Genomic DNA, 26,572 nt, shown 5'->3' with positions numbered 1-26,572 from the left:
AAATCTATAAAATATAAATAAGTAGATTGTTTTCCTGTTTTTATAAGGAGAAACAAATAATTAACGATTTATTTTGATATGGTTTTGAGACCCACAAGAAAATTATTAAATTGCGGTTTATCTGCTTATTTCATATATTTAGCACAATTCAAGATTTTAGTGCTGAAATGTCATGAAAATTCAAGTGAAAACATGGCTACATGTTGCATTGCTTGCAGCAGGTGTAGCGGTGACTTCAAATGTAGCGCAAGCTGCTGATCGTCAATTTTTAAATGTTTCTTATGATGCAACGCGTGAGTTCTACGATGAATTTAATCAATCGTTTGGCACATATTGGAAGAATCGTACAGGGCATACCGTAAATTTTAAACAATCGCATGGTGGTTCGGGCAAGCAAGCACGTTCAGTTGTGGACGGTTTAAAAGGTGATGTGGTCACACTTGCTTTGGCGAATGATATTGAAGAAATTGTAAAATCAGGTCAGATTGATAAAGGTTGGCAGAAAGAATTTCCGTATAACTCTGCGCCTTATACTTCAACGATTGTTTTTATGGTGCGTAAAGGCAATCCAAAACATATTAAAGATTGGACAGACTTGACTAAACCAGGTGTACAGATCATTACCCCTAATCCAAAAACAGGTGGTTTACCCCGTTGGATCTATTTATCTGCATGGGGTTATGCACTGAAACAGCCAGGTGGTAATGATGCTAAGGCACGTGATTTTGTTTCAAAAATGTACCATAATGTCAAGGTAATGGACCCTGCGGCACGTGCATCTATGACGACTTTTGCTGAGCGTGGCATTGGGGATGTTTTACTGACTTGGGAAAATGAAGCCATGATCAGTAAAAAAACGTTGGGTAATAAGTTTGATATTGTTTATCCATCAATGTCGATTTTGACTGAGCCTTCTGTTGCGATTGTAGATAAGACCGTGGCGAAAAACGGGAATAAATGGTTAGCAACAGGCTATATTAACTATTTGTATTCTCCATTAGGTCAAGACATGGCAGCACGTCATTTCTATCGTCCACGGAATGAGAAAATTTTAGCGAAGTATGCAAAACAATTCCCTGCTTTAAAAACGTTCACGATTGATGAAGTCTTTGGTGGTTGGCCTAAAGCGCAACAAACCCACTTTGTAAATGGCGGTGTGTTTGATCAAATTTATAATGACAAACGTTAATTTTTTGTGTCCTAGTATCCGAAAGCCAATCAAATAAGATTGGCTTTTTTTATTGTGTAGCATGATGAGCAATAGAGCCTAAATGCTCTTTAAGGTTTAGACCTTATTATTTGTACCCGTAGATTGAAGATATGGCATGTGCATGACTGAGGTACTCATTTACATATAGTCATTTCTCAAAAGTCTGAAAACAACTCTACTTTTACTTAAATAAACGGTTTTCCCCATCGAAAGTAATATTTTCCTACAAAAAGACGTTTGGAGCTTTGCAAAAACAAGGTAATAATGTGCAGTTACATTTTCTGACTGAATTGAACCTAAACTTATGTCCCATATTTCTGTATTGCTACATGAAACTGTTGATGCGCTCCTTGCTGACCGAGATACAGGAATTTATATTGATGGGACTTTTGGACGTGGCGGTCATACCCGATTATTACTGTCTAAATTAGATGAAAAATCACAAGTTTTTGCCTTTGATAAAGATCCTCAAGCTTTGGCGGTGGGAGCTGAACTTGAGCAAGAAGATTCACGTTTTAAAATTATTCACGCCAGTTTTGCGGACTTACAACAAGAATTGAATCAGCGTGGTATTGAACAAGTTGATGGTGTGATGGCAGATTTAGGCGTGTCTTCACCTCAGCTAGATCAAGCAGAGCGTGGTTTTAGCTTTATGAAAGATGGCCCTTTAGATATGCGAATGGACAATTCGCAAGGTCAAACTGCGGCTGAATGGTTGGTTGAGGTGGATGAGGAACATTTGGCAAATGTGATTTTTCAGTATGGCGAAGAGCGTTATAGTCGCCGCATTGCCAAAGCTATTAAACAAGCAGGTTATATTGAAACCACAGCACAATTGGCGGAAATTGTAAAAGTTGCACATCCGAAATGGGAAAAAAATAAACATGCTGCAACCCGTACTTTTCAGGCGATTCGTATTGAAATTAATAAAGAATTAGATGATGTGCATACATTTTTGCCTCAAGCGGTAGAGGTCCTAAAAGCACATGGGCGTTTAGCTGTTATTAGTTTTCATTCTTTAGAAGATCGAATTATTAAACAATTCATACAAAAAGAATCGACCTTAGCAGAAGATAATGGTTGGGGATTACCACAAAAAGTCAGCGATACACGTCGTTTGAAAAAAATTGATCGTGTACGTGCAAGTGAAGCAGAAGTGAAAGAAAATCCACGTTCACGGAGTGCTTGGCTTCGTGTCGCAGAACGCTTAGAACCTAAAGGCGCAGAATGAAAGAAGAAATTATAGAAGAGCGGACAAATCGACAAGCAATAAAAAAAGTAGTGTATTACGCTTTTTTGTTAGTATTGGTACTAGGTAGTGCCTTTATGGTGGTGCTGCAAGTTTTTGCTTATCGTCATGATTTCCGCGAATTGAATAGCTATATGCGGGAAAGAGAAACCATTAATGCAGAGTGGGGACGTTTGTTGATTGAACAACAAACTTTTGGTGCAACTGCACAGATTGGTACACGTGCAGTGACGCAACTTCGTATGTATTCTCCACCCGCAGCGCAAACCGTTGTGATTTCATTACCGTCTGAAACTGAGCAAAAAAAATAGGCACGTTGTATGGCAGATCAGCAAAACAAAGCAACACGTCAACCACGAAAAAAACAGCAGCCTATTTCCGCTAAGTCTTCTGTTGCTGTGGATATGTGGCGTTATTATTTGATGTGGGGCGTAGTGCTCCTGTGTTTTATCATGTTGGTTGGGCGCGCTTTTTACGTGCAGGTGATTAATAAAGATTTTTTACAAAATAAAGCCAACGCTAATATTTTAAGAACAGAAAAACTCAAAGCGATGCGTGGTGTGATTAGTGATCGTCATGGTGTCCCTTTGGCCATCAGTACGCCAATCATGAAAGTGGTCATTGATCCACGTGAGTATTTTGAAACCAAAGCACAGTTTGACAAAGTTACTGAAGAGCTGAAAAAAACACCAGACAGTCGTAAATTAAAACGTCAATTACCTGATGAAAATTTAAATTTAGATGAACTTGCTGATGCAGTCGGTATTGATCGTGCGGATTTAAAGAGAAAATTAGCTGAGCGTCCACGTTCACGTTATTTAGTACTGAAAAAAGAAGTGCCACCGCCGCAAGCGGATTTGATTACACAGCGTAAATTTGCGGGTGTGTATTCGGAAAAAACCTATAAACGTTATTATCCACAACCGCAGCCCAATGCGCAGATTATTGGTTTGACCAACAGTGAGGGTACAGGCATTGAGGGCTTGGAAATGCAGCTCAACACGCGTTTGGCAGGTGAAGATGGCGAGCAAAGAATTTCCCGTGATAAACATGGTAATCGCATCACAATTCCTGAAGTAGTTAAAGAAGTCACGCCTGGTGAAAATATTACGCTCAGTATTGACTCACGTTTGCAATATATTATGTACCGTGAGTTGACGGCGGTAGGTGTGGCGAATAGTGCTCGCTCTGCATCTGCGATTGCAGTGGATGTAAAAACCGGTGAAATTTTAGCCATGGGGAGTTGGCCATCTTATAATCCAAATGATAAAAATGGTTTAAAAAACAAAGATGCCATGCGTAACCGTGGGGCGATTGACATGTTTGAACCTGGTTCAACCATGAAACCATTTACCGTTGCAGCAGGTTTGGAAAGTGGTAAATACACGCCAAATTCTATTGTAAATACCAGCCCTGGTTCAATGCGTTTGGGTTCACATACGATTCGTGATACGCATAACTATGGTGCATTGACAGTCACAGGTGTGATTATCAAATCTTCCAACGTGGGTTCTGCTAAAATTGCTTTATCTTTACCAAAAGAGGCTTTGCCAAGTTTCTTCCGTAAAGTCGGTTTTGGTGAGCGTTCTGCGGTGAAGTTCCCAGGCGAAAGTAGTGGTCTGGTTTTACCGCCAAATAAACTGAATTCTTCGCAAATCGGTACGATGGCCTATGGTTATGGTTTGAACGCGACGATTTTACAGTTAGCACAAGGCTATGCCATGTTAGCCAATCATGGAGTGGAATATCCACTTAGCCTATATAAACTGCAAGATCAGCCAAAAGGCAAACAGGTTTTAGAACCTAAAATTGCCGATGATGTGCTGTTGATGCTTGAGCAAGTGACCATGCCAGGTGGTACCGCTCGGCAAGCCAATATTCCCGGTTATCGTGTTGGGGGTAAAACAGGGACAGCACATAAACTGCGTCCTGACCATAAAGGGTATTCGAATACCGAGTATCGTGCGCTATTTGCGGGTGTTGCCCCGATTAGCGACCCACGCTTAGCGATTATTGTGGTCGTGGAAAATCCACGTGGGCAATATTATGGTGGTTTGGTTGCTGCCCCTGTTTTTGCAAAAATCATGCAAGAATCTTTACGTTTAATGAACGTACCCCTTGATAAACCTCTCGATTCTGTAAATCCATCCAAATAGGTGAATGATGACGATCCATTTTCAAGACATTTATCCCGTCGACAATCCCCCAACTTGGATGGTTACACCATTTCAAGGCTTTTGTTTAGATAGTCGAGCTGTAAGCGCAGGGCAAATTTTTATTGCCCTGAATAGCTTTTCACAACCTGAAAAAACCTTACAATTTGCTCAGTCTGCACTAGATAAAGGTGCTTTGGCAGTGATCAGTGAGAATGATCTTACACTTGAAAATAGTTGGACGTTTCCTGATGTGCGCCAGCATATGGGGCAATGGCAAAAACAATATTTAGTAGCGACTCAACCCGTAGGTGCTGCACGTGTATTGGCTGTAACAGGGACCAATGGTAAAACCACGATTTCTCGTTTGGTTGCTGAGCTGTTGATGCTCAAAGGCAAAAAATGCGCTGTGATGGGCACCACAGGGAACGGGATTTTACCGAATCTTGAAGCCTCTTCGCATACCACTTTAGATGCGTTGCAAATGCAAAATTCACTGCATCAATTTGCTGCAAACGGTGCGGAATTTGTGTCTTTAGAAGCGAGTTCCCATGGTTTAGAGCAAGGGCGTTTGAATGGTGTTGATATTGAAATCGCTGCTTATAGTAACTTAAGTCGTGATCATTTAGATTATCACGGTACGCTTGAAGCATATGCTGAAGCCAAGTCCCGTTTGTTTAAATTTCCAAGTTTAAAAGTGGCGATCATCAATGTGGATGATGCACATGCAGACGTGATGTTGGATGCAGCGAGTAGCAATCAATCACATCCGAAAGTGTTGACTTATTCCACCTCGAAAGCCGCAGATTATCAAGTCTTTGGGATTCAATACAGTTTGGAAGGCGCAAGTTTTCATTTAAAAACTGAAAAAGGTGAATTTACCGTTAATAGTCCTTTGCTTGGGCATTTTAATATTGAAAATTTGCTTGCGAGTCTGATTATGGCTGAACAGGCAGGTTATGACTTGGCAGATCTCATTGCATTGGTCCCTCAGTTAAAAGGTGCACCAGGACGTATGCAGGTGATTCGTGATGAAGATCGTTTGTTTGTCGTGGATTATGCACATACGCCTGATGCATTGACACAGGTGTTAAAGACACTGAAACGCCATGTTGAAAATCAGTTATGGGCTGTGTTTGGTTGTGGTGGTGATCGTGATCGTGGCAAACGTCCATTGATGACCAAGGCAGCTTTGGAACAAGCCAATCCGATTATCATTACATCAGACAATCCGCGTACTGAAGATCCTGAACAAATTTTTGCAGATATGAAACGTGATGTTGACTTCAGTCAGCATGATGTTTATGAAATCCATGATCGTCGTGAAGCGATTAAATATGCGGTAAAACATGCCCAATCAGGCGATATTGTTGTGATTGCAGGAAAAGGGCATGAAGACTATCAGGAAATTGATGGCGTCCGTCATTGGTTTGATGATGTCGTTGAGGTGCAGTCTGCAGTAGATATGCACCGTCATAAAACAAATTCTCCAGCTCAGTAGGAATAGAGATGCACACCTCGACCACCAGTACTGTGCCTTTAGAGCCATGGTCAGCAGCTGAGCTTGCTGAAGCGACTCAAGGTTATTGGTATTTAGACAAAGCACCACAAGGTGAAATAAAACGTATTTTGACAGATTCACGTCATGCTGAATCGGGTGATGCATTTCTTGCGCTTAAAGGTGAGCGTTTTGATGCACACAACTTTGTGGCACAAGTGGCAAAAAATGGTTGTCAGGTTGCCATTGTCAGTCAACCTGTTGATGCCGATATTTGTCAGCTTGTGGTTGCAGATACACGCTTAGCTTTGGGGCATTTAGGTGCATTCCGCCGTGCTCAATATCCACAGTTAAAAGTGATTGCGTTAACAGGTAGTAGTGGTAAAACCACTACCAAAGAAATGTTGGGCAGCATTCTTTCACGTCTAGCACCGACTCTGATTACCCGTGGTAATTTAAATAATGATCTAGGCGTACCGATGATGCTTTTAGAGCTTCGTGCTGAGCATCAGTATGCTGTGATGGAACTCGGTGCTAGCCATCAGGGTGAAATTGATTATACCTCGAAGCTTGTGCAACCGCATGTGGCAGGGATTTTAAATATCGGTACTGCACATTTGGGTGAGTTTGGTGGGCGTGATGGTATTTGCCGTGCCAAGTCTGAAATTTATGCGTATATCGATTCAGTAGGCACTTCGATTGTCCCTGCTCAGGATGATTTTAGCGATGCCATTCGCCAAGCTGTAAAAACTGAACAGGTGCTTAGCTTTGGTCAGGGCGGTGAAGTTTTTGCAACAGATGTGCAATTACAACCACAATCGGCAATCTTTACGCTCAATACGCCTCAGGGCACACGAACAGTGAATTTGCCTTTTGCGGGTGAGCATAATGTACACAATGCTGAAGCAGCAACTGCTTTTGCTTTAGCGATTGGCATCGCTTTAGATGATATTGTTATGGGTCTTGAGCAAGCGCAAGGGGCTAAAGGTCGTCTAAATTTTATTCAAAAAGACAATTACTTGTTTATTGATGACACCTATAATGCCAACCCAACTTCGATGCGTGCTGCGGCTGAGGTCTTAGCACAGCAAGAAGGCATCAAAGTGATGGTGATTGGGGATATTGGCGAGCTGGGTAATACTGCTGCACAACAGCATTATATGTTGGGGCGTGATCTTGTTTCGGTTAAAGGAATTAACTTTGTGGTTGCAGTGGGTGAGTTTTCACCTGCAATCCAAGAGGGGGCAAGAAGCACGCAATATGGTAAAAAATTGCAGGCGTTTTTAACACAAGCGCAAGCATTACCCCTTTTAATGAGTTTAATTGAAACGCATCAACCACAGTCCATGAGTTTCCTGTTTAAAGGTTCTCGTTATACCCATATGGAAACGTTGATGGCTGATTTGATGGAGAAAGTTTAATGCTGTTTTGGTTGTTTCAGCATCTAGCGGGTTATGAAAACTCATTTCAAGTAGTACGCTACTTGTCGCTACGTGCTTTGCTCAGTGTCTTAACGGCACTCGCAATCGGTTGGGCTTTAGGTCCTGTCATGATTCGTAAATTGCAAGCCTTAAAATATGGTCAAGCAGTCAGTTCTTTTGCACCAGAAAATCATGCGAAGAAAATGGGTACACCGACCATGGGCGGGATTTTAATCCTTCTGTCTATTGGGATTAGTACTTTACTTTGGGCAGATTTATCCAATCCTTATGTTTGGATTGTGTTGGCAGTCATGGTGATTTTTGGTGCCGTGGGTTGGGCCGATGACTGGATTAAAGTACGTTATAAAGACAATGCTGGTCTACCTGCAAAGAAAAAGTTTTTCTGGACTTCTGTAGGTTCATTAGGTGCAGGTATTGCGTTGTATATCATTTCAACGCAACAGGAAAATCCTGTACATGCAGCGAATATGTTGGATCTACTGATTCCATTTTTTAAAAACCTCAGTATTCCTTTGTCTGCAATTCCTTTTGGTATTGGCTTCATTATTTTCACTTATTTAGTGATTAATGGTGGATCAAATGCAGTCAACCTAACCGATGGTTTAGATGGTTTAGCGATCATGCCGATTGTACTGGTTGCGGCAGGTTTGGGTGTGTTTGCTTACTTGGCAGGTGATATTCGTTTTGCCAATTATTTACATATTCCTTATGTAAAATATACCTCAGAACTTGTGATTATCTGTGCGGCAATGATTGGTGCAGGTTTGGCTTTCCTTTGGTATAACGCGCATCCTGCACAGGTGTTTATGGGTGATGTTGGCGCATTATCACTCGGTGCGATGCTGGGTACAATTGCAGTTATGGTTCGCCAAGAAATCGTATTTGCCATCATGGGCGGTGTATTTGTCGTAGAAGCAATTTCGGTATTCCTACAAATCGGCTCATTGCGTATGCGGAATAAACGTGTGTTTTTAATGGCACCTTTGCATCACCATTATGAGAAAAAAGGCTGGCGTGAAACCCAAGTCGTGATCCGTTTCTGGATTATTACAATTATGCTGGTAGTTTTAGGTCTAATGACTTTAAAATTGCGTTAAGCAAAAGTTGTTGAAGAGAGTCGGCATCTGCCGACTTTTTTTATGGCTTTAAAATGAGTTTGGAGAAGGTTTTGAAACAAATCAGGAATGTGTTGATGTGCCCCGTGTGCCGTGAAGCACTCAGCTTAACTGAACGCACATGGCGCTGTATAAATAATCATAGCTATGATGTTGCTAAGCAAGGTTATGTCAATTTGCATGTGGTTCAGCATAAACACAGCAAAAATCCGGGCGATACACCTGAGTCTGTTCAAGCCCGTCGTGCATTTTTAAGTGCTGGCTTTTATGCACCGCTACAACAAGCTGTAGTGAATAAGATTCGTGCTTTACGTATTGAAAACTTACTTGATATTGGTTGTGGTGAAGGCTATTACACGGATGCGATGCAGCAAGAAGTCATGCAATGTGTAGGGGTGGATATTGCCAAAAATGCAGTTCAAGTTGCAGCTAAACTCAATAAAGAAGTGGATTGGGTTGTGGGTACTGGCGCAACTTTGCCTGTAATGGATCATTCAATCGACCTATGTACTAGTTTATTTAGCCCGATTCCACAAGAAGAAATTTTGCGGGTATTAAAACCTGAAGGCTATTTAATGGTGGTGACGCCCGCACCTAATCATCTCTATGCGATGCGTGAAGCTTTATTTGATGAGGTCAATGCCCATGATCCACATAAGTTTGTGGAACAGTTACAAGCACATTTCACTTTGGTGGAGCAATCGATTGTAGAATCTACATTTGAGTTAGATCAGACACAATTAAAAAATTTAATTGCAATGACCCCATATGCCTATAAAGCCAAGCCTGAAAAACGCCAAGCGCTTGAGCAGCTTGAAAAGATCAGTCTGACTGCGAGTTTTCAGGTGTATTTATTTCAGAAAAATTGATGTGATGTTTAAGTTTAAAATGTCTTAACAGCATTGGCTTGGAAATGACAATCATTAGGTACTTAACTCGTCACTATTGATCAAATATTTGATGGATGCTTAAGTACCTTAAAAATAATAAAAAGATATCTACGTAAATACATTTCTAATGGTTGCTGTTATTTCCTCCAAGTAGGGCGTAATAATTTATATGAAGATTTTGATAAATCATCTTAAAGGGCATTAGGTTTTGATAAAATCATCGAAAATTATTTTGGATTTTGTATGCCCAACCTTCCTTGTCCCTGTGGTTCACCTCTATATAGTGAATGCTGTCAGCCTTTACATCTAGGACAGAAAAAAGCCGAAAGTGCAGAACAACTGATGCGTTCACGCTATAGTGCATTTGCAACGCAAGAGATAGATTACATCGTTAAAACCACTGCACTAGGGCAACAACAAGCTTTAGATGTTAACGCCATTGCAGAGTGGAGCAAAGCCAATCTTTGGTTAAAACTAGACGTGGTCCAAGCCAAAGAAAAACTGGGTAAAAACCATGCCCAAGTTGAGTTTAAAGCACACTATGCAGATGCCAATGATCAAGCCCAAAAGGTACAAATTCATCATGAAGTTTCGCATTTTGTAAAACATGAAGGGACTTGGTATTTTCTTGATCCAACTACAGATCAGCAGATCACCATGAAACAGCCATGTATTTGTGGTTCAGCTAAAAAATTTAAGCAATGTTGTGCTGAATTTTTATAACTTTTCATGCAATTTATTCTAGAATAGCGCGCATCGATAACCCTCAGTGGAAGAAGGGCAATGTTGCTGTTAGTCATCTACATTATTGCAATCACGGCTGAAGCTATGACAGGTGCACTGTCGGCAGGTCGACGTAGTATGGACTGGTTTGGTGTGGTGCTGATCGCCTGCGTAACCGCTTTGGGTGGTGGTTCAGTGCGAGATGTATTATTAGGGCACTATCCATTGACATGGGTCAAGCATCCTGAATATTTGGTGCTCACCTGTTGTGCAGCCTTTGTCACGATTTTGATTGCCAAATGGATGAAACATTTGCATTCCATTTTCCTGTTGCTGGATGCATTGGGATTGATTGGCTTTACCATTATTGGTTGTCAGATTGCTTTAGATATGGGACATGGCTTTGTGGTATCTGCGGTTGCAGGCGTGTTGACAGGAGTCTCGGGTGGTATTTTGCGTGATATTCTGTGTAATGACGTACCGTTAGTGTTCCGCCGTGAACTGTATGCCTCGATTTCTTTTGTTGCGGTGATCTTCTATTGGTTCTGTATGGATGTTGGCTTGTCATTGGAAGTGACTGTGATTTCGACTTTGATCTTTGGCTTTTCACTGCGTTGTATTGCGATTTACTTTGGTTTGGAAATGCCAAAATTTATCTATAAAGATGATGATGAACAATCTGCGTCTTCTAAAGATGAAACTTGATTAAACTGTTTAAAAGTTTTAATTTTTAAATCGATTCAAATTCGGTGCTGACTTTGCAACAGATCAGCATCTTGATTGATAATAATGACGACAATTATAAATCCTGTTGTGAAAGCAGTACCTCCCACTTTCACCGATACAGATCATTCATGTAGAGCACTCTTATGGATTTAGTTTCACGCGTACAACGCTTACCGATTGGAAAATTTCACTATACCTTGTTATGGGTGATCGGACTCGGTTGGATGTTCGATGCCATGGATACAGGATTAATCTCGTTTATCCTGACTAAAATGGCAGAAGAGTGGCAAATGACACCGTCTGAAAAAGGCTGGGTGGTGTCGATTGGTTTTGTCGGTATGGCGATTGGGGCTGTATTTTCAGGTGGCTTAGCAGATCGGATTGGTCGTCGTACTGTATTTGCCATTACTTTAGTGACCTATAGCATTGCCACAGCATTATGTGCGGTTGCGCCAAACCTGACATGGTTATTGGTGTTTCGCTTTATTGTTGGACTTGGCTTGGGTGGGCAGTTGCCTGTGGCTGTGACTTTGGTCAGTGAATACATTCCTGCACAGGTGCGTGGTCGTTTTATTGTTTTACTCGAAAGTTTTTGGGGCTTAGGTTGGCTCGTTGCCGCACTGATTTCCTATTTTGTCATTCCTGATTATGGTTGGCACATTGCCTTTTTAATCGGTGGTTTACCTGCAATTTATGTATTTATGATTCTGAAAAAAGTCCCTGAATCTGTGCCGTATTTGATCAATCGTGGACGAATCGAAGAAGCACATGCCTTAGTACAAAAGCTTGAACGTCAATGTGGCGTTGAAGTGATTGAAATTATAGAAGTAAAACCTGTTGCAGAAAAACAAAACATTTCATTTTCACAGCTTTGGTCAAATCCTTTTGCGAAACGCACGTTGATGTTGTGGTTGATTTGGTTCGGTATTGTATTTTCCTACTACGGCATTTTTACATGGCTACCGAGTTTATTGGTTAAACAAGGCTATAGCATCGTCCAGTCATTTGAATATGTGTTGGGTATGATCTTGGCACAACTGCCGGGTTATGTAGCGGCTGCTTGGTTGGTGGAAAAGTTAGGACGTAAAGCAACATTAGCAGGCTTTATCGGCATGTGTGCCGTGTCGGCTTATTTCTTTGGGCAAGCCACTTCAGTCAGTATGATTATGCTGTGGGGTTGTTTGATGTCATTCTTTAATTTGGGGGCTTGGGGCGTTCTCTATACTTATACACCTGAACAGTACCCAACCAATATTCGTGCTTTTGGTTCAGGATGGGCATCTGCGATTGGGCGTATGGGTGGGATTGTTGCGCCTTTAGTCGTCACGCATATGATGGTCGCAACGAATGGTTTTAGCGCGGTCTTTATGATGTTTACAGCAGTGCTTTTAGGTGTGGCCGCGGTAATTTTGGTTTTGGGTGAAGAAACCAAAGGTAAGACTTTAGAAGAGATTGGTTTATAAGATGACTTAATGTGGAGAGATCAAATGGGGGATACACCTCCATTTGATCTTGCACAGTTAAAATAAAATGGTATGACTACATATTTACTTTTCTGAAATTCAAAGAAAAATGATTTTATGACAGAGAAAGTCATGAACAAAATAAAAATAATCAGTTGCCCATTGACCTAAAAATGGATAATTTTACAGCGCTAGATTTAGTGAAAGACGCAAATTGTCGCAGAGTTACAAGACTGCCCCTTGTGTCGTCTCAGTATGCGACTTAGCATAAGAACATAGAGATATAAATTTTTAGAACGCATTTATTTAGGATTAAAGGTTGTTATGACAAGCCTTGCGCATCATGCGACAGAAAACCGTTCCGTAGCAGAATTTACCGAACAAGCTTACCTCAACTATGCCATGTACGTGATTATGGATCGTGCATTGCCCCATATCAGTGATGGTTTAAAACCTGTACAGCGCCGTATTGTCTATGCGATGAGCGAGTTAGGCTTAAAGAATAGCGGCAAGCCGAAAAAGTCTGCACGTACTGTGGGTGATGTGTTGGGTAAATACCATCCGCATGGTGATTCAGCATGTTATGAAGCGATGGTGTTGATGGCGCAACCCTTCAGTTATCGTTACCCATTTATTGAAGGGCAAGGTAACTGGGGTTCACCTGACGATCCTAAATCCTTTGCAGCAATGCGTTATACCGAAGCAAAATTATCACAGTATAGTGAAGTGCTATTGTCTGAATTGGGGCAAGGCACCTGTGACTGGCAAGACAACTTTGATGGTTCGATGAAAGAACCTGTACATTTGCCTGCACGTGTACCGAATATTTTGTTAAATGGTACCACAGGCATTGCAGTCGGGATGGCGACAGATATTCCACCGCATAATTTACGAGAAGTGGTCAAAGGCACGATTGCCTTAATTCGTAATCCAAATATCAGCGATGAAAAAGTTGCCGAATACATTCCTGCACCAGACTTACCGACCAAAGCGGAAATTATTACGCCACCTGAAGAATTATTAAAATTACAAATTACAGGGCGTGGTAGCTATCGCACGCGTGCAATTTACACGATTGAAAAAAATGAAATTGTGATCACAGAGCTCCCTTATCAGGTCTCAGGTTCAAAAGTCATTACTCAGATTGCAGATCAAATGCAAGCGAAAAAATTGCCTTTGGTCAGTGACTTACGAGATGAGTCTGATCATCAAAATCCGACACGCATCGTGATTATTTTACGATCAAATCGGATCGATGCTGAAGCAGTGATGAGCCATTTATTTGCGACGACTGACTTAGAGTCGAGCTATCGTGTCAATATGAACATGATCGGCGCTGATGGTCGTCCGCAAGTGAAATCCATTCGTAAAATATTATTGGAATGGATCGAAATTCGTAAACAAACGGTCACACGCCGTCTGCAATATCATCTGAATAAAATTGAAAAGCGTTTACATATCCTCGGTGGTTTGATTATTGCTTATCTGAATATTGATGAAGTGATTCAAATTATTCGAGAAGAAGACCAACCGAAACCTGTGTTGATGTCACGCTTCAATATTGATGAAATTCAGGCAGAAGCCATTTTAGAACTTAAGTTACGCCATTTAGCAAAACTTGAAGAAATGGAAATGCGCCGTGAACAAGATGAGCTTGAAGCACGTGCTGCGGTGATTCGCGAACAATTAGAAAATCCTGAATCATTGAAAAATCTGATTATTTCCGAGCTGAAAGAAGACGCGAAAAAGTTTGGTGATGATCGCCGTTCCCCAATCGTGCAACGTGCTGAAGCACATGCGATTAAAGAACAAGATTTGATGCCGGCTGATCCTGTCACGGTGGTATTATCAGAGGCAGGTTGGATTCGTTCTGCCAAAGGTCATGAGATTGATGTCGAAAAATTGAATTTCCGTGCAGGCGATCAGTACCTCAGTTCAGCGCAAGGTAAGTCCAACCAAAAAGTCTATATTTTAGATGAAACAGGGCGTAGTTATGCACTTGCAATCAATAGCTTGCCGTCCGCACGTGGCTTGGGGGAACCGCTGAGCTCAAAACTTTCACCAGCTAATGGTGTGAGCTTTGTTCAGGTCTTGGTCGAGGAGGATGACAAAGAAATCCTTGCTGTTAGTTCTAAGGGCTACGGTTTTAAAACCCAAGCCAAACAATTGGATACCAATGCCAAAGCAGGTAAAGCTTTCTTAACGCTCTCTGATGATGCTAAAGCATTACCAATTAGAGTGATTGAAAATCATACGCATTTGGCTATACTCAGTTCAGCAGGCCGTTTACTGTGTATAGCGTTGTCAGAATTGCCAATTCTAAATAAAGGTAAAGGAAATAAGTTGATACAACTTGAAAGTGAAGATCAAATTTTAGATCTGCTTACTTTTAATTTAGATGATACAATTCAATTGCTTGCAGGTCAGAAGCAATTAAAACTAAAAGGCAATGATTTATTACAGTTCATTGGTAAACGCGCGTCTAAGGGGCAACTCTTAACACGTACTTATCAAAAAGCAAATAGACTGTTGATTCAAAGATAAAACTAGCATCCATTGCTCAAAATACGTTATATATGATCTGTATTTATGAAAATGGATGCCAACATTAAGCGCAACAAGCCAAACAAATATGCTTAATGTTGAGAAAAACAGCTGAAAACTAAGGATTACTGATTGGAGAATATGGCATTATGGAAAAGATTTGGTACGCAGAATATCAAAAAACAGGCATTCCTGAGACTGTAGAATTGCCACAGGAAAATACATCGCTTATTGATGTTTTTGAGCGTAATTTCCAAAAATTTGGTTCACGAGATGCCTTTATCTTTATGGATAAGACGCTATCTTTTAGTGAATTAGAACTCGCTAGCCGTAAGTTTGCCACATATCTTCAAAGTTTAGGCTTAGCAAAGGGCAGTCGTGTTGCAGTGATGATGCCAAATGTACTGCAATATCCTGTGGTTGCTTTAGGTGTATTCAGAGCAGGGTTGGTTTTGGTCAACGTCAACCCACTGTATACAGCACGTGAGCTTGAACATCAGCTCAATGATTCGGGTACAGAAGCACTTGTGATCATTGAAAACTTTGCTTCAGTCTATCAAAGCATTATTGGTAAAACACCCGTTAAACATGTGATTGTTGCTTCAGTGGGTGATATGTTAGGTACATTAAAAGGTACCTTGGTGAACTTTGTTTTACGTTCTGTACGTAAACAAATTCCTGCTTGGAACATTCCGGGTCATGTTAAATTCAATGCCGCAATGTCCAAAGTCAGTGCTAACAACTACAAACGCCCAACCATGACTTTGAGCGATACTGCGGTATTGCAATATACCGGTGGTACCACAGGCGTTTCAAAAGGTGCTGAACTGACACATCGCAACTTAGTGGCTAACTTGCTGCAATGTGATGGTATTTTCCAAAGTAAATTTGGTAAAGGCGATGGTGCCAAAGATGACCGTATTTTCTGTGCATTGCCGTTGTATCATATCTTTGCATTTATGGTGTGTGCACTGTATGGCATGTACAAAGGTCAAGCTAATATCTTGATTCCAAATCCACGTGACCTGCCCGCTGTGATGAAAGAGTTACGTAAGTATCAACCAGGTTTCTTTCCTGCGGTGAATACGCTCTTCAATGCGTTGGTTCATAATGAAGAATTCCGTCAGCTTGATTTTAGTAAACTAAAAATGGCAATGGGCGGTGGTATGGCAGTGCTACCTTCAACAGCTGAAGAATGGAAAAAAGTCACAGGTACGGTCATTATCGAAGGATATGGTTTATCTGAAACATCTCCAGTTGCAACAGCAAATCCACCTGCATCGGATGAATTTAGCGGTACGATTGGTATTCCTTTACCATTGACTGATGTTGCAATTTTAGATGACGACGGTAATCACTTGGCACAAGGTGAGCAAGGTGAGATCTCGATTCGTGGTCCACAAGTGATGAAAGGCTATTGGAACCGTCCTGATGAAACTGCAAAAGTCATGACTGCTGATGGCTATTTCCGTACAGGCGATATCGGGATCATGAATGAACGTGGTTTCTTTAAAATTGTAGATCGTAAAAAAGACATGATTTTGGTGTCTGGTTTTAATGTTTACCCATCTGAAATCGAAGAAGTGATTGCAAAACATCCGAAAGTTTTGGAAGTTGCTGCAATTGGGGTGGCAGATGAGAAATCAGGTGAAGTGCCAAAACTGTTTGTGGTGAAAAAAGATCCGTCTTTAACCACTGAAGAAGTTTTAGCCTATGCCAAAGAAAACTTAACGGGTTATAAACGCCCACGTTATGTTGAGTTTATGGATGAATTGCCAAAATCAAATGTCGGTAAGATTTTACGTAAAGATTTGCGTAAGTAATTCAAGCTATAAAAAAAGCGCCATATATTGGCGCTTTTTTTTATTTGTTAAGGTTGATTTTGTCCCTGACTTTTTAAATACCATTGGTCAATATAGGGACGACCGTAACCTAAAATAGCCGTAAAAGTGAGCATCGTACCGAGTTGGCGGCCAATCGCAGACGAAGGAAAGGCTGAATAACTGAAATAAATATCGACTAAGCAATATAAAGTAATGATGGCAAACCAAAGATAAAGGTTCATCTTCAGAATACCTACCCCGTAAAAAGCGACAAGCAGCATAACGAAGGTGCCGAGTGTGGATTGCCAGTTAAAATTGGCGCAAATTACGCAAAGTAAAAACGCAGCAATCGGCAGCACAATTTTTAAAACACGATCCACTTGTTGCAGTTGTTGACGCTGTTGTTCTAAGACATTCAACAGGTCTTGCTGATCAGAAGGCTGCATGATTTCTCCATTACACAATATTTGCAAAACGCTATACTTAGAGAAAATTATAACAACATTGACGTGTTATGATATTCAACTTGTAAATTTCATGAGAATAAATTCATGTCTGGGATAAATGGCATCATATATTTAATTCTAATCGCCTGTTTATTGCCTTATATTTTTACCATTATTGCTAAGGTGACAGGTGGTTTTAAAGGCAGTGATAATCAAAATCCACGTGAATTTTTAGCAAAAACAACAGGTTTGTCGGCACGTGCCAATGCTGTACAGCAAAATAGTTTTGAAAGCTTGCCTTTATTTATTGCGGCAATTTTGATGGCTGAATATATGGTGGTACCGCAAGGCTTTACCATGATGATGGGCAGTGCTTACATTGTGCTTAGAATCATTTATGGTATTTGCTATTTATTAAACTTATCGACTTTACGTTCGATTATTTGGTTTATGTCGATGGCATGTCCAATATTTTTACTCATTACAATTATTCGAATGATTTAAAAAAATATGTAATGTGTGGCATATTCAATTGCACCATGCAAATTGTATAATTGCACCAGTTCGCTAAATTAGCGTTATAATCAGCACGATTTTAAATTGGCTTTCACTGAAAAAGAGTATCTTATGAGCTATAGCAATATCCCTGCGGGTAAAGATGCACCAAATGACATCTATGTAATTATTGAAATTCCTGCAAATGCATCTCCAATCAAATATGAAGTAGATAAAGATTCTGATGCATTATTTGTAGACCGTTTCATGGGTACTGCAATGTTCTATCCAGCAAACTACGGTTATGTACCAAACACATTATCTGAAGATGGTGACCCATTAGACGTATTGGTTGTAACACCACACCCATTGGTTCATGGTTCTGTGATTCGTTGCCGTCCAGTCGGTAAATTGAACATGGAAGATGACGGTGGTATCGATGCGAAACTTGTTGCAGTTCCGCATGAAAAATTAACACCACTTTATAAAGATGTTCAAGAATATACAGATCTTCCACCATTGTTGATCAACCAAATTGAACATTTCTTCCAACACTACAAAGATTTAGAGCCTGGTAAATGGGTTAAATTGACAGGTTGGGAAGGTTCAGAAGTTGCTAAAGCTGAAGTATTGAAATCAATCGAAGCTGCTAAAAAATAATTTGAATTGATTTAAAATTCAAAGCAATTGGGTGATCAAATGATCACCCAATTTTTTATAGATCAGATTAAAAAATAATATGATTAAAAATTAAGGTGTAACACCTTGAGGATTTCGATACCAACTTTCAATAAATAATGCTGCGGCAACACTATCCGCGGCTAAGTTTTTAGCACGACCTTGTGCCTGATAATGATCCAACTCATCTCTTGCTTCACGTGTCGTTAGGCGCTCATCCACCATCAAAGTTTCAATGTTGGTTTGATGACGTAAACGGCGTGCAAATTTACGGGCACGTGCTGATAATTCCGACTCGGAATCATCCATATTTAAAGGCAAGCCGACCAAAAACAAATTGGGTTGATGTTGCTTTACGATTTTGAGTAATGCTTCCCAATTGGGAATTCCATCTTTCATGGGAAATAAATTGAGTGGGCTTGCACTTTCAATCAGTGATGAGCCAACCGCCATCCCCATTTTTTGCGTACCAAAGTCAAAAGCTAAAATAAGTTGTGGTTGGGATAAATCAGGCATGTCCAATCTCAGAGGCTAACCAAGTACGATCAATGCCTATTTTACGATATGCAGCGTCCCAGCGCTCGTCATAAGGTAAATTAAATACTAAATCCATGTCTGAATCACAGACTAACCAATCACCACGGGCGATTTCATTTTCCAATTGATTCTTTTCCCAGCTGGCATATCCTAATGCGATTTGATAACGTCCGACACCTTCATTGTGTGCAATCGCATCTAAAATATCTTTACTGGTGGTAATACAAATGTTTTCACCTACCGCAATCGAAGAATGCCAAGTCGGTTGACCTGTATGAAGCACAAAGCCTGCTTCGGGGCGTAAAGGGCCACCTTGTAAAACCTCATGTGGGTGAACATGGTCTGCTGCAATTTCTAAATCTGTCAATAACTCTTTAATTTGTAAGCCTGTAGGACGATTGATAATAATGCCTTGCGCACCATCGTCATCATGTCGTGCAATATAAATCACTGTATGCGAAAAAAAATCATCCGCCAAATCTGGTGGCGCAATTAAACAACGATGTTTTAAATATTGTTTAGTCACCGAAAGGCTGCTCCTTATTCTTAAAAAACGTATAAAATTATGTAAATCATTTTGAAATACCATAACTTATTTATGCTGTCTTGTGGCATGATCTTGGAAAATAAATATTTAATATGCTAAAAAATTGCAGAAAAAAGTTGAAATTAAAATGTATTGATTAATAAATGGTCGATTGGAATTTTTTAAACAGCATTAAAATAATCCTTCGACTATATATATTCTTAATAAAAAGTCAATAATTCTGTTAATTTAGAACAATTACTCTAGCTTTATTTAGCTTTTTTTAATGAATGAAATGTGAATAATTTAATGAATAAATGTTGGATTATTGAATAAAATCATATAAATTTGTATTATTCATGTATCGAAAATTATAATTTTAAACTTTATGAAACGTTTTAATAACAAATTATTACTCATTTTATTGGCAGTTTCTTTTAATTCTCAAGCGGGGGTTTTTGGAAGTTATGATGATGAGGGGATGGCATTCAGAAGTAGTTTAAATGCCACCATGCCGACTGCATTTGCAGCAACAATCGATAAGAAAATGGATTCTAAGGACGCAATTTTGTATCACTTAGAAAAAGCACGCATTTTACAGGTCAACCAACAATACCAAGAAAGTAGTCAATTATATAAAAAAGCATTTGAATTATTGGACAAACAAAATAATCGAGCAACAGTCAGTGCTTCTCGTTTAGGTTTTAAAGCACTTTCAATGTTGAGTAATGACTCCATTGTTCCTTATGAGGTTCCACCTTATGAGCAGGTGTTAGCGCATATTTCTCAAGCTAAAAATTATATTTATCTCAAAGATGCTGAAGCAGCAGGTGTTGAGATGCGAATCGCACAACGTATTCAACGTGAAATTGAAATTAAGCATGAAAAAGAGTTAGAGAAAAAATCGGAAAAAGAAAAAGCCAAACAAGAAAATGCGCAAGCTGTGAATAATTTAGATGAAGCATTTTCAGGTTTAGACACAATTGCAGGACGTATTAAAAACACTTATCAAAATGCCTATGCCTTTTATATGGCAGCCAATTTATGGGAAGCATTAGGTGAGTATAACGATGCTTTGGTTGACTATAAAAAAGCCTATGAATTACAAGCGGACAGTAATATTGCCAAAGATGTACAGCGTTTAGATCGTATGACTGCGAAAAGTAAAGACACGGTACCTGTTGTTGTTTTTATCGAGCAAGGCATTGTGCCGAAAAAAATTGAGAATAAATTAGCGATTCCTGTGCCAAATGGTCTTGTAAATATTGCTTTTGCGACGTATGAGCCAAGTACATATACCGCACCACAGAGCCTAAGAGTACGTTTAGGTGACCGTGAAACACAGCAAAGCTTTATATTAAATGATATTGGTGCATTAGCGGTTAAAGAATTAAAAGAACGCACGACAAGTACAGTCTCTAGTCAAATTGTACGTGCAACCACTAAATTTGTGGCACAGCAGCAGTTAGGACAGCATCTGGGTGCTTTGGGGCAACTTGCAGGTAACTTGATGAACGTTGCCACAGAGCGCGCTGACTTGAGAGCATGGTCAACTTTGCCAAGCAATACACAAATTGCACGCTTTGAAGTAAAGCCTGGTAGCCATAATCTACATATTTCAGGCAATGGAGCGATGAGTGACACGATAAAAGTTGATGCGAGTCCAAACCAAACTATTTTTGTCTATGTCAATGATGTCAATAATAAAATTTCAACGAGCGTTAGTGCGATTAATCATTAATCTAAAAATTGAGAAATGTATGAAAATAGCTTCAAAACTAATTTTTGCGGGTGTGCTTGTGGCAAGTCTTGCTGCGTGTACTGCACCTAATTCACTGTCTACGCAAACTGCGGCTGATGGGACTTATAGCGTAAAAACGATCAGTAATAATCCTGTGTTAAGTACGAAGGTTGGTGTGGATCGCATCAATATGACCTACGTGGGTGACCTGAAAAAAGTATCGCTAGCAATTAAAGACCGTTGGTTTGTCAGTCGCTCTTTTGAGTACAAAATTGTTTGGGTTGACGCACAAGGCATGGAAATCAATCCAGAAGGTGCGCGTTGGAAACCTATTCAGTTGACAGGTCGTGAAGTGAAAACGGTGCAATCTGTTGCGCCAAACCCATCGGCAGTTGATGTTGTTGTTTATTTGAAGAATGATTAATTAGGGTAAAATTCATGAAAATTAAATTTGTTGTTGCATCACTTTTTGCTGCGTCAGTTTTGACCGGTTGTGCAAGTACCAATGTCAGTTATGGCGATGCACAAGCTGTTGAGTCATTAACCAAGGATTTTGGTTCTACTGATTTACAAATGATTGCGGACAAAATGGTTGACGATATGTTGACATTTCCAGTGGTGGTTCAGTTAACCCAAAACCGCCGTCCTGTGATGTTTGTTGATCGTATCCGTAACAAGACGCAAGAACATATTGATACTGAATCAATTACTGACACCATTCAAAATAAACTGATTAACTCAGGTAAATTCCGTTTTGTGGATATGACGGCAGCGAATGCCATGGCTGAGCAATTAAACTACCAAAAAAATAGTGGTTTAGTGAATCAAGCGACATCTGTAAAAGCAGGTGGTCATATTGGTGCTGAGTATATGCTTAATGGTAATTTATCAAGCATTGTGAAAAACTCAGGCAATAAGAGCGATGTATATTATAAATTCACATTAAAACTTCAAAATATTCAAACAGGTATTGTTGAGTGGACCAGCGAAAAAGAAATTCGTAAGTCAGCTAAACGCTCTACTTTTGGTTTGTAATTGATAAAGTTGCAATTGCTATTCAACGCAGTTGCACGAGATCATAATCATGATGAAAAAAATTATTCTTTCAGCATTGCTTACAGCGGGTCTTTGCTCATCGGCATTTGCTGCATTAAAAGAAGTGGTTAAAGAAGCATCGGGTAGCGGTGAAACACAGCATCAGGCAATTTCTGAAGCATTACTTGTTGCTGTACAGTCTGTAAATGGTGCAACGGTTTCACCACGTGCAGATCTTGAAGAAACAGTGAATATGTCCATGAGTGGTAATAATTGGAGTTATTCAGGTAAAGTTTCACCTGTATTTAGTGTGAACAGTGTTGGCTCAGGTTCAGTAACCAAGTTCCAAGTGTTGAGTGTTACGGGTTCAAAAAATAACTATCGTGCACGTGTGCGTGCGCATGTTGTTCAATATGAATCAACTGTGCAAGATCAACATTTAAGACGCATTGCCGTTTTACCCTTTCAGTTTTATGAAAAAAATAATCGCTCAGCACAATCTGACTCAGCAGGTGAGTTTAGCGAAGAATTGGCAGATGCATTGGGTAATTCTTTAGCACAATCGGGGCAATTAAGTTTGTTGGATCGTCATTATATTGATGAAATGCAATATGAAAATGCATTTTTACAATGGGATGGTGCACCACATGAGATGGCGCGTATTGGGCAAAAAGTAGGTGCAGATTATTTATTGGTTGGGCGGATCAATGATTTGTCTGCAGCAAGTTCACATCAAATGTATGGCTTAAATCAAGGTGCAGAACAAGTGCGTTTAACTTGGCGTGTGATTGAAGCAAATACCAGTAAAGTGGTGGCATCAGGTACATTTAACCGTACGTTACCGAAAAATTCTGTGCAAAATCTGTTAAATAATAATTTAGATAACAGTAGTGCAGAAACCTTGGCTCAAAATTTAAGTCAGGAAATTTTAGTGGGCTTAAAGTTGCAGCCAAATGGCAATTATGGTTCACAAGGTTCAAGTTTTACCCCCACCTATGACATGACACCGGGTTCAAGTGAACAGCCGATTAAGTGGTAATTTTTGATACTTCACAATAAAAAACCAGTGCATCATTCACTGGTTTTTTTCTAGCATGCATTTGGCTCAAGCATGTTGAAACTTGAGTTGGCGTAACTGTTTGGCATGCTGCAAAGTCGTTTCGCTAATTTCTACACCACCTGTCATACGTGCTAATTCGAAAATGCGTTGTTCTTCCTCAAGTTCAATGATGGTACTGCTTGCAGGGTCTGTCTGTAATTTTTTCACCAATAAATGTTGATCAGATTGCGCGGCAACTTGCGCTTGATGTGTAATACATAAGATTTGTACATGTTGTGCCAAATTCGCCAATAAACGCCCGACAATTTCTGCAGTACCGCCACTGATTCCTACATCAATTTCATCAAAAACCAAAACTTCAGATTCAGTTTTTTCAGCATTCATAACCTGCATAATTAAAGCAATACGTGATAACTCACCGCCAGAGGCCACACGAGCCAAGGGTTGTGCAGGAATGCCTTTATTGGCAGTAAATAGCAGTTGAATAAAGCTTAGACCCTCGCCAGAAACCTGCTCCAATGGGTCAAATCGAAACTCAAAATGTGCTTCAGGCAGAGCCAGTTGCTTGACTTGTTCAGTGAGTTGTTTGGCAAGCGGAATAGCAGCCTCTCTACGAATTTGATCTAAATATTGAGCTTTATTTAAAAAATCTTGATGTGCAAGTTCAACTTGTTCAGCTAAAGTTTCAGGGTCTTCAAGCTGATGTAATTGTTCAAGCTCAGCTTGCCAAGTTTCATATTGCTGTTTGAGTTCATCGGGTTGGGTACGATATTTTCGTGATAAACGGTGGAAAATCTCTAATTGTGAGTTAAGTTGCTCCATTCGTTCAGGATCAAAACTTTGTCGGTCAATAAACTGACGTAAGTTTGCTGTTGCATCTTCTAATTCACTTTGTGCATTGAGCAGTGAGTTATAAATTTCTGAAAGTTGCTCACTGCGTCCTGAATGAGATTCGATACGGCGTAAAATTGAAGATAATTCTTGTGTGATATTTTGTTCAGATTCATCTAGTGCATTTAGACTATAACTACAGTCTTGCATGATGTGTTCGTGATGGCTTAAGCGGTCAAACTCTTGTTCAATCTCTTTATAATCAGTCGTGATGACATCTTCAAGTTCTTCGAGTTGTAACTCTAAGGTTTCTATACGTTGTAGACGTGTGGCTTGAGCATCTAAAGCTGCCTGATGAAGTTTAATATTTTTTTGCCATACATTATAGGCATCACGCACAGCTTGAGCAGGTGTATGAAAGTCACTATAACGGTCTAGCCAATGTTTAGGGTAGGGGGGCTCTAACAGTTGTTGCTGGCTGTGTTGGCTATAGAGTTGTACCAATAAACGCCCGATTTCTTTGAGTTCTGACAGGCTACTTGGGCGACCATTGATCCATGCTTTGCTACGACCTGTAGCAAAAATGACTCGTCTTAAATGAATTTCACCAGACTCATCATCTAACTCATGGGTTTTTAACCATAAATCTTCTGGGCTATTGTTTTGATAACTAAAAACTGCCGTAATATCGGCTTTTTCTGCACCGTAACGCACGTAATTGGTATCTGTACGTTCACCTAAACATGCTGATAATGCATCTAAAAGAAGCGACTTTCCTGCACCTGTTTCACCTGTTAAAACATTAAAACCTTGTTCAATATCAATCGCAAGGTTATCTGCTAAAGCAAAATTAAGTAGATTTAAATGTGTCAGCATACACGCATCCAAGCTGCGAAAAGTTCAGTTCTAAGATAGTCAAGTTTTGTTGTAGTCACAAGTCAGAATAGATTCTAATGGTGAAGAATTTTGGATATTTTAGCGTAAATTAAAGCAAAAAATACCGATTCTTGGAGATAAATTTACATTTAATAAAATGCAGATTTTGTCTGGAATTATTTTCCTTAAAACAAGAGATTGATTAGTTTGGGGAGTGCAATTAAACTAGGCTGAACGACATAATATCAATGCGCATTATCTGGAGAATACGCATGCCTACTCAGTTTGATCATGTATCAGTGATAAAAAAATCAAACGTTTATTTTGGTGGTCTATGCATTAGCCACACAGTACAGTTTGAAGACGGAACGAAAAAAACGCTTGGGGTGATTTTACCAACAGAAGAAGCATTGACGTTTGAAACACATGTACCTGAACGTATGGAAATCATTTCTGGTGAATGTCGTGTCAAAATTGCAGACAATGCGGAAAGTGAATTATTCCGTGCTGGACAGTCATTTTACGTACCAGGCAACAGTCGTTTCAAAATTGAAACTGATGATGTACTTGACTATGTCTGTCATTTAGAAGGTTAAGCAAAGTTGATTCAATCGAAGATAAGCAGGGTATTTTCAGCTTAAATCGGTTAAACTAAGCACATTATGAAATCCTGTAAAGTTGGCTTTGCAGGATTTTTCTTTTCTCTCCCCCGATTTTAGTTATTAGAGGTCGTTCATGGCGAAGCCCGAGTATTATTATGGCGTGCATTCAGTTGAGTCATTATTGGAGTTGGAACCAGAACGCGTTTTAACACTTTTTACTTTAAAAGGGCGTGATGACCAACGCTTACAACATATTTTAAAAATGGCTGAGCCGTTTGGTATTAGTATTCAAAAAGCCAGTCGAGATAGCTTAGAGAAGTTAGCAGGGCAGCCTTTTCATCAAGGTGTTGTTGCAGCGGTACGTCCGCATCCTGTATTAAATGAAAAAGACTTGGAGCAATTGCTGAGTACTGAACAGCAGCCTTTATTATTGGCTTTAGATCATATTACCGATCCGCATAATTTAGGCGCATGTATTCGAACAGCAGCGGCAATGGGTGTTTCAGCAGTGATCGTGCCACGTGACCGTTCAGCAAGTTTGACGCCAACAGCACGTAAAGTCGCGGCAGGTGGTGCTGAAAAAGTTAAATTCATTCAAGTGACCAATTTGGCGCGCACTTTAGGACAAATCAAACAAGACTTTAATGTGCGTGTTGTAGGGACGATGTTGGATGAAAAAGCATTACCTATTCAACAATTTGATTTTACAGGCACAGCGATTTGTGTGGTGATGGGGGCTGAAGATACAGGCTTACGTCCAATCACGCAGGCACAATGTGACCAAACTGTATTTATTCCAATGGCTGGAAATCTACAAAGTTTGAATGTCAGTGTGGCTACAGGTATGGCACTCTACGAAGCGTGTCGTCAACGTCTGATTGACTAAGCGATATCCATCCCATTTTTATT

General features: G+C 40.0%; 25 protein-coding genes. 21 read left to right on the top strand and 4 right to left on the bottom strand.

Translation table 11 applies throughout. The features are described 5' to 3' along the window. The first annotated feature begins 172 nt into the window (after positions 1-172). The 13 genes from HUV91_RS14690 to HUV91_RS14630 all read left to right on the top strand — a co-directional run bounded on the left by HUV91_RS14690 (position 173) and on the right by HUV91_RS14630 (position 16,836). Positions 173-1,189 carry a sulfate ABC transporter substrate-binding protein gene (locus tag HUV91_RS14690; protein ID WP_130072286.1) on the top strand — a complete coding sequence of 339 codons (1,017 nt, stop codon included), beginning with the start codon at positions 173-175 and terminating at the stop codon, positions 1,187-1,189. Positions 1,190-1,514: 325 nt separating this feature from the next. Continuing rightward, a complete protein-coding gene (gene rsmH / locus HUV91_RS14685) occupies positions 1,515-2,441 on the top strand; it encodes a 16S rRNA (cytosine(1402)-N(4))-methyltransferase RsmH (RefSeq protein ID WP_130072285.1) in 927 nt (308 codons plus the stop codon). Then, a complete protein-coding gene (gene ftsL, locus HUV91_RS14680) occupies positions 2,438-2,770 on the top strand; it encodes a cell division protein FtsL (protein ID WP_130072284.1) in 333 nt (110 codons plus the stop codon). Before rsmH ends, ftsL begins: the two co-directional genes overlap by 4 nt. Before the next feature lie 9 nt (positions 2,771-2,779). Further along, positions 2,780-4,615 carry a penicillin-binding protein PBP3 gene (ftsI, locus tag HUV91_RS14675; RefSeq protein WP_130072283.1) on the top strand — a complete coding sequence of 612 codons (1,836 nt, stop codon included), beginning with the start codon at positions 2,780-2,782 and terminating at the stop codon, positions 4,613-4,615. Positions 4,616-4,622: 7 nt separating this feature from the next. Further along, entirely contained in the window at positions 4,623-6,113 is a 1,491-nt protein-coding gene (locus HUV91_RS14670) for a UDP-N-acetylmuramoyl-L-alanyl-D-glutamate--2,6-diaminopimelate ligase (protein ID WP_174493885.1), read from the top strand. A gap of 8 nt (positions 6,114-6,121) precedes the next feature. After that, positions 6,122-7,531 carry a UDP-N-acetylmuramoyl-tripeptide--D-alanyl-D-alanine ligase gene (locus HUV91_RS14665; protein WP_174493884.1) on the top strand — a complete coding sequence of 470 codons (1,410 nt, stop codon included), beginning with the start codon at positions 6,122-6,124 and terminating at the stop codon, positions 7,529-7,531. Next, positions 7,531-8,649 (top strand): phospho-N-acetylmuramoyl-pentapeptide-transferase, encoded by a 1,119-nt coding sequence (mraY, locus tag HUV91_RS14660; protein WP_174493883.1) that lies wholly within the window; start codon positions 7,531-7,533, stop codon positions 8,647-8,649. The genes HUV91_RS14665 and mraY overlap by 1 nt, the downstream gene beginning before the upstream one ends. Positions 8,650-8,744: 95 nt before the next feature. Then, complete coding sequence (locus HUV91_RS14655) at positions 8,745-9,536, top strand: putative RNA methyltransferase (protein ID WP_174494011.1); 792 nt, start codon at positions 8,745-8,747, stop codon at positions 9,534-9,536. Between the two features lie 264 nt (positions 9,537-9,800). Beyond that, positions 9,801-10,280 carry a YchJ family protein gene (locus HUV91_RS14650; protein ID WP_130072278.1) on the top strand — a complete coding sequence of 160 codons (480 nt, stop codon included), beginning with the start codon at positions 9,801-9,803 and terminating at the stop codon, positions 10,278-10,280. A gap of 60 nt (positions 10,281-10,340) precedes the next feature. After that, complete coding sequence (locus tag HUV91_RS14645; protein WP_130072277.1) at positions 10,341-10,985, top strand: trimeric intracellular cation channel family protein; 645 nt, start codon at positions 10,341-10,343, stop codon at positions 10,983-10,985. A 164-nt stretch (positions 10,986-11,149) separates the two neighbouring features. After that, on the top strand, positions 11,150-12,469 hold the full coding sequence (locus tag HUV91_RS14640) for an MFS transporter (protein WP_130072276.1): 1,320 nt from the start codon (positions 11,150-11,152) through the stop codon (positions 12,467-12,469). Positions 12,470-12,793: 324 nt separating this feature from the next. Next, the gene (parC, locus tag HUV91_RS14635; protein ID WP_130072274.1) at positions 12,794-15,013 is read left to right on the top strand and encodes a DNA topoisomerase IV subunit A; all 2,220 of its coding nucleotides are present in this window, start codon (positions 12,794-12,796) and stop codon (positions 15,011-15,013) included. 149 nt (positions 15,014-15,162) lie between these two features. Continuing rightward, entirely contained in the window at positions 15,163-16,836 is a 1,674-nt protein-coding gene (locus HUV91_RS14630) for an AMP-binding protein (protein ID WP_130072273.1), read from the top strand. Between the two features lie 47 nt (positions 16,837-16,883). On the opposite strand, the gene HUV91_RS14625 is transcribed toward HUV91_RS14630, so the two are convergent. Beyond that, positions 16,884-17,282 carry a hypothetical protein gene (locus HUV91_RS14625; RefSeq protein ID WP_174493882.1) on the bottom strand — a complete coding sequence of 133 codons (399 nt, stop codon included), beginning with the start codon at positions 17,280-17,282 and terminating at the stop codon, positions 16,884-16,886. Between the two features lie 105 nt (positions 17,283-17,387). Here HUV91_RS14625 and HUV91_RS14620 point away from each other — a divergent pair, with 105 nt between their 5' ends. Continuing rightward, positions 17,388-17,786 (top strand): MAPEG family protein, encoded by a 399-nt coding sequence (locus tag HUV91_RS14620; protein WP_130072271.1) that lies wholly within the window; start codon positions 17,388-17,390, stop codon positions 17,784-17,786. 123 nt (positions 17,787-17,909) lie between these two features. Continuing rightward, on the top strand, positions 17,910-18,437 hold the full coding sequence (ppa, locus tag HUV91_RS14615; protein WP_065993797.1) for an inorganic diphosphatase: 528 nt from the start codon (positions 17,910-17,912) through the stop codon (positions 18,435-18,437). 90 nt (positions 18,438-18,527) lie between these two features. Here the strand turns inward: ppa and ruvX are convergent, their stop codons facing one another. Next, positions 18,528-18,971, bottom strand: coding sequence for a Holliday junction resolvase RuvX (gene ruvX / locus HUV91_RS14610; RefSeq protein WP_174493881.1), 444 nt, complete (start codon positions 18,969-18,971; stop codon positions 18,528-18,530). After that, entirely contained in the window at positions 18,964-19,518 is a 555-nt protein-coding gene (locus tag HUV91_RS14605; RefSeq protein ID WP_130072269.1) for a YqgE/AlgH family protein, read from the bottom strand. The genes ruvX and HUV91_RS14605 overlap by 8 nt, the downstream gene beginning before the upstream one ends. Positions 19,519-19,906: 388 nt before the next feature. On the opposite strand from HUV91_RS14605, the gene HUV91_RS14600 reads away from it, so the two are divergent. The 4 genes from HUV91_RS14600 to HUV91_RS14585 are packed head-to-tail and all read left to right on the top strand — an operon-like array spanning position 19,907 to position 23,333. Next, positions 19,907-21,259: a COG3014 family protein gene (locus HUV91_RS14600; protein WP_130072268.1), complete on the top strand. Its 1,353-nt coding sequence runs from the start codon at positions 19,907-19,909 to the stop codon at positions 21,257-21,259. Positions 21,260-21,278: 19 nt separating this feature from the next. Then, a complete protein-coding gene (locus HUV91_RS14595; protein ID WP_174493880.1) occupies positions 21,279-21,683 on the top strand; it encodes a YcfL family protein in 405 nt (134 codons plus the stop codon). Positions 21,684-21,697: 14 nt separating this feature from the next. Continuing rightward, positions 21,698-22,294, top strand: a complete 597-nt coding sequence (lpoB, locus tag HUV91_RS14590) for a penicillin-binding protein activator LpoB (RefSeq protein ID WP_130072266.1) — start codon at positions 21,698-21,700, stop codon at positions 22,292-22,294. A 52-nt stretch (positions 22,295-22,346) separates the two neighbouring features. Further along, complete coding sequence (locus HUV91_RS14585; RefSeq protein ID WP_174494010.1) at positions 22,347-23,333, top strand: CsgG/HfaB family protein; 987 nt, start codon at positions 22,347-22,349, stop codon at positions 23,331-23,333. A gap of 66 nt (positions 23,334-23,399) precedes the next feature. Here HUV91_RS14585 and recN read toward each other — a convergent pair whose 3' ends face one another. Further along, positions 23,400-25,061, bottom strand: a complete 1,662-nt coding sequence (gene recN / locus HUV91_RS14580; protein ID WP_174493879.1) for a DNA repair protein RecN — start codon at positions 25,059-25,061, stop codon at positions 23,400-23,402. Between the two features lie 272 nt (positions 25,062-25,333). Between recN and HUV91_RS14575 the strand changes: the two genes are divergently transcribed. Together HUV91_RS14575 and rlmB are read left to right on the top strand one after the other, a co-directional pair. Next, positions 25,334-25,657, top strand: coding sequence for a pyrimidine/purine nucleoside phosphorylase (locus tag HUV91_RS14575; protein ID WP_065993789.1), 324 nt, complete (start codon positions 25,334-25,336; stop codon positions 25,655-25,657). 139 nt (positions 25,658-25,796) lie between these two features. Next, the gene (gene rlmB / locus HUV91_RS14570; protein ID WP_174493878.1) at positions 25,797-26,549 is read left to right on the top strand and encodes a 23S rRNA (guanosine(2251)-2'-O)-methyltransferase RlmB; all 753 of its coding nucleotides are present in this window, start codon (positions 25,797-25,799) and stop codon (positions 26,547-26,549) included. The last annotated feature ends 23 nt before the right edge of the window (positions 26,550-26,572 follow it).

It is taken from the genome of Acinetobacter sp. Marseille-Q1623 (genome assembly GCF_902809895.1).
Classification (GTDB): Bacteria; Pseudomonadota; Gammaproteobacteria; order Pseudomonadales; family Moraxellaceae; genus Acinetobacter; species Acinetobacter piscicola_A.
Note: the sequence above shows the minus strand (reverse complement) of the source record. Positions and strands in the feature narration are given on the sequence as shown.

Coding starts and splice junctions, on each gene's coding strand:
- ftsL (WP_130072284.1), top strand. CDS start 2,438: ATGAAAGAAGAAATTATAGAAGAGCGGACAAATCGACAAGCAATAAAA.
- ftsI (WP_130072283.1), top strand. CDS start 2,780: ATGGCAGATCAGCAAAACAAAGCAACACGTCAACCACGAAAAAAACAG.
- rsmH (WP_130072285.1), top strand. CDS start 1,515: ATGTCCCATATTTCTGTATTGCTACATGAAACTGTTGATGCGCTCCTT.
- recN (WP_174493879.1), bottom strand. CDS start 25,061: ATGCTGACACATTTAAATCTACTTAATTTTGCTTTAGCAGATAACCTT.
- HUV91_RS14595 (WP_174493880.1), top strand. CDS start 21,279: ATGAAAATAGCTTCAAAACTAATTTTTGCGGGTGTGCTTGTGGCAAGT.
- HUV91_RS14575 (WP_065993789.1), top strand. CDS start 25,334: ATGCCTACTCAGTTTGATCATGTATCAGTGATAAAAAAATCAAACGTT.
- HUV91_RS14655 (WP_174494011.1), top strand. CDS start 8,745: ATGTGCCCCGTGTGCCGTGAAGCACTCAGCTTAACTGAACGCACATGG.
- HUV91_RS14585 (WP_174494010.1), top strand. CDS start 22,347: ATGAAAAAAATTATTCTTTCAGCATTGCTTACAGCGGGTCTTTGCTCA.
- HUV91_RS14645 (WP_130072277.1), top strand. CDS start 10,341: ATGTTGCTGTTAGTCATCTACATTATTGCAATCACGGCTGAAGCTATG.
- rlmB (WP_174493878.1), top strand. CDS start 25,797: ATGGCGAAGCCCGAGTATTATTATGGCGTGCATTCAGTTGAGTCATTA.
- HUV91_RS14600 (WP_130072268.1), top strand. CDS start 19,907: ATGAAACGTTTTAATAACAAATTATTACTCATTTTATTGGCAGTTTCT.
- HUV91_RS14640 (WP_130072276.1), top strand. CDS start 11,150: ATGGATTTAGTTTCACGCGTACAACGCTTACCGATTGGAAAATTTCAC.
- HUV91_RS14665 (WP_174493884.1), top strand. CDS start 6,122: ATGCACACCTCGACCACCAGTACTGTGCCTTTAGAGCCATGGTCAGCA.
- ppa (WP_065993797.1), top strand. CDS start 17,910: ATGAGCTATAGCAATATCCCTGCGGGTAAAGATGCACCAAATGACATC.
- mraY (WP_174493883.1), top strand. CDS start 7,531: ATGCTGTTTTGGTTGTTTCAGCATCTAGCGGGTTATGAAAACTCATTT.
- HUV91_RS14650 (WP_130072278.1), top strand. CDS start 9,801: ATGCCCAACCTTCCTTGTCCCTGTGGTTCACCTCTATATAGTGAATGC.
- lpoB (WP_130072266.1), top strand. CDS start 21,698: ATGAAAATTAAATTTGTTGTTGCATCACTTTTTGCTGCGTCAGTTTTG.
- HUV91_RS14670 (WP_174493885.1), top strand. CDS start 4,623: ATGACGATCCATTTTCAAGACATTTATCCCGTCGACAATCCCCCAACT.
- HUV91_RS14630 (WP_130072273.1), top strand. CDS start 15,163: ATGGAAAAGATTTGGTACGCAGAATATCAAAAAACAGGCATTCCTGAG.
- parC (WP_130072274.1), top strand. CDS start 12,794: ATGACAAGCCTTGCGCATCATGCGACAGAAAACCGTTCCGTAGCAGAA.
- ruvX (WP_174493881.1), bottom strand. CDS start 18,971: ATGCCTGATTTATCCCAACCACAACTTATTTTAGCTTTTGACTTTGGT.
- HUV91_RS14690 (WP_130072286.1), top strand. CDS start 173: ATGAAAATTCAAGTGAAAACATGGCTACATGTTGCATTGCTTGCAGCA.
- HUV91_RS14625 (WP_174493882.1), bottom strand. CDS start 17,282: ATGCAGCCTTCTGATCAGCAAGACCTGTTGAATGTCTTAGAACAACAG.
- HUV91_RS14620 (WP_130072271.1), top strand. CDS start 17,388: ATGTCTGGGATAAATGGCATCATATATTTAATTCTAATCGCCTGTTTA.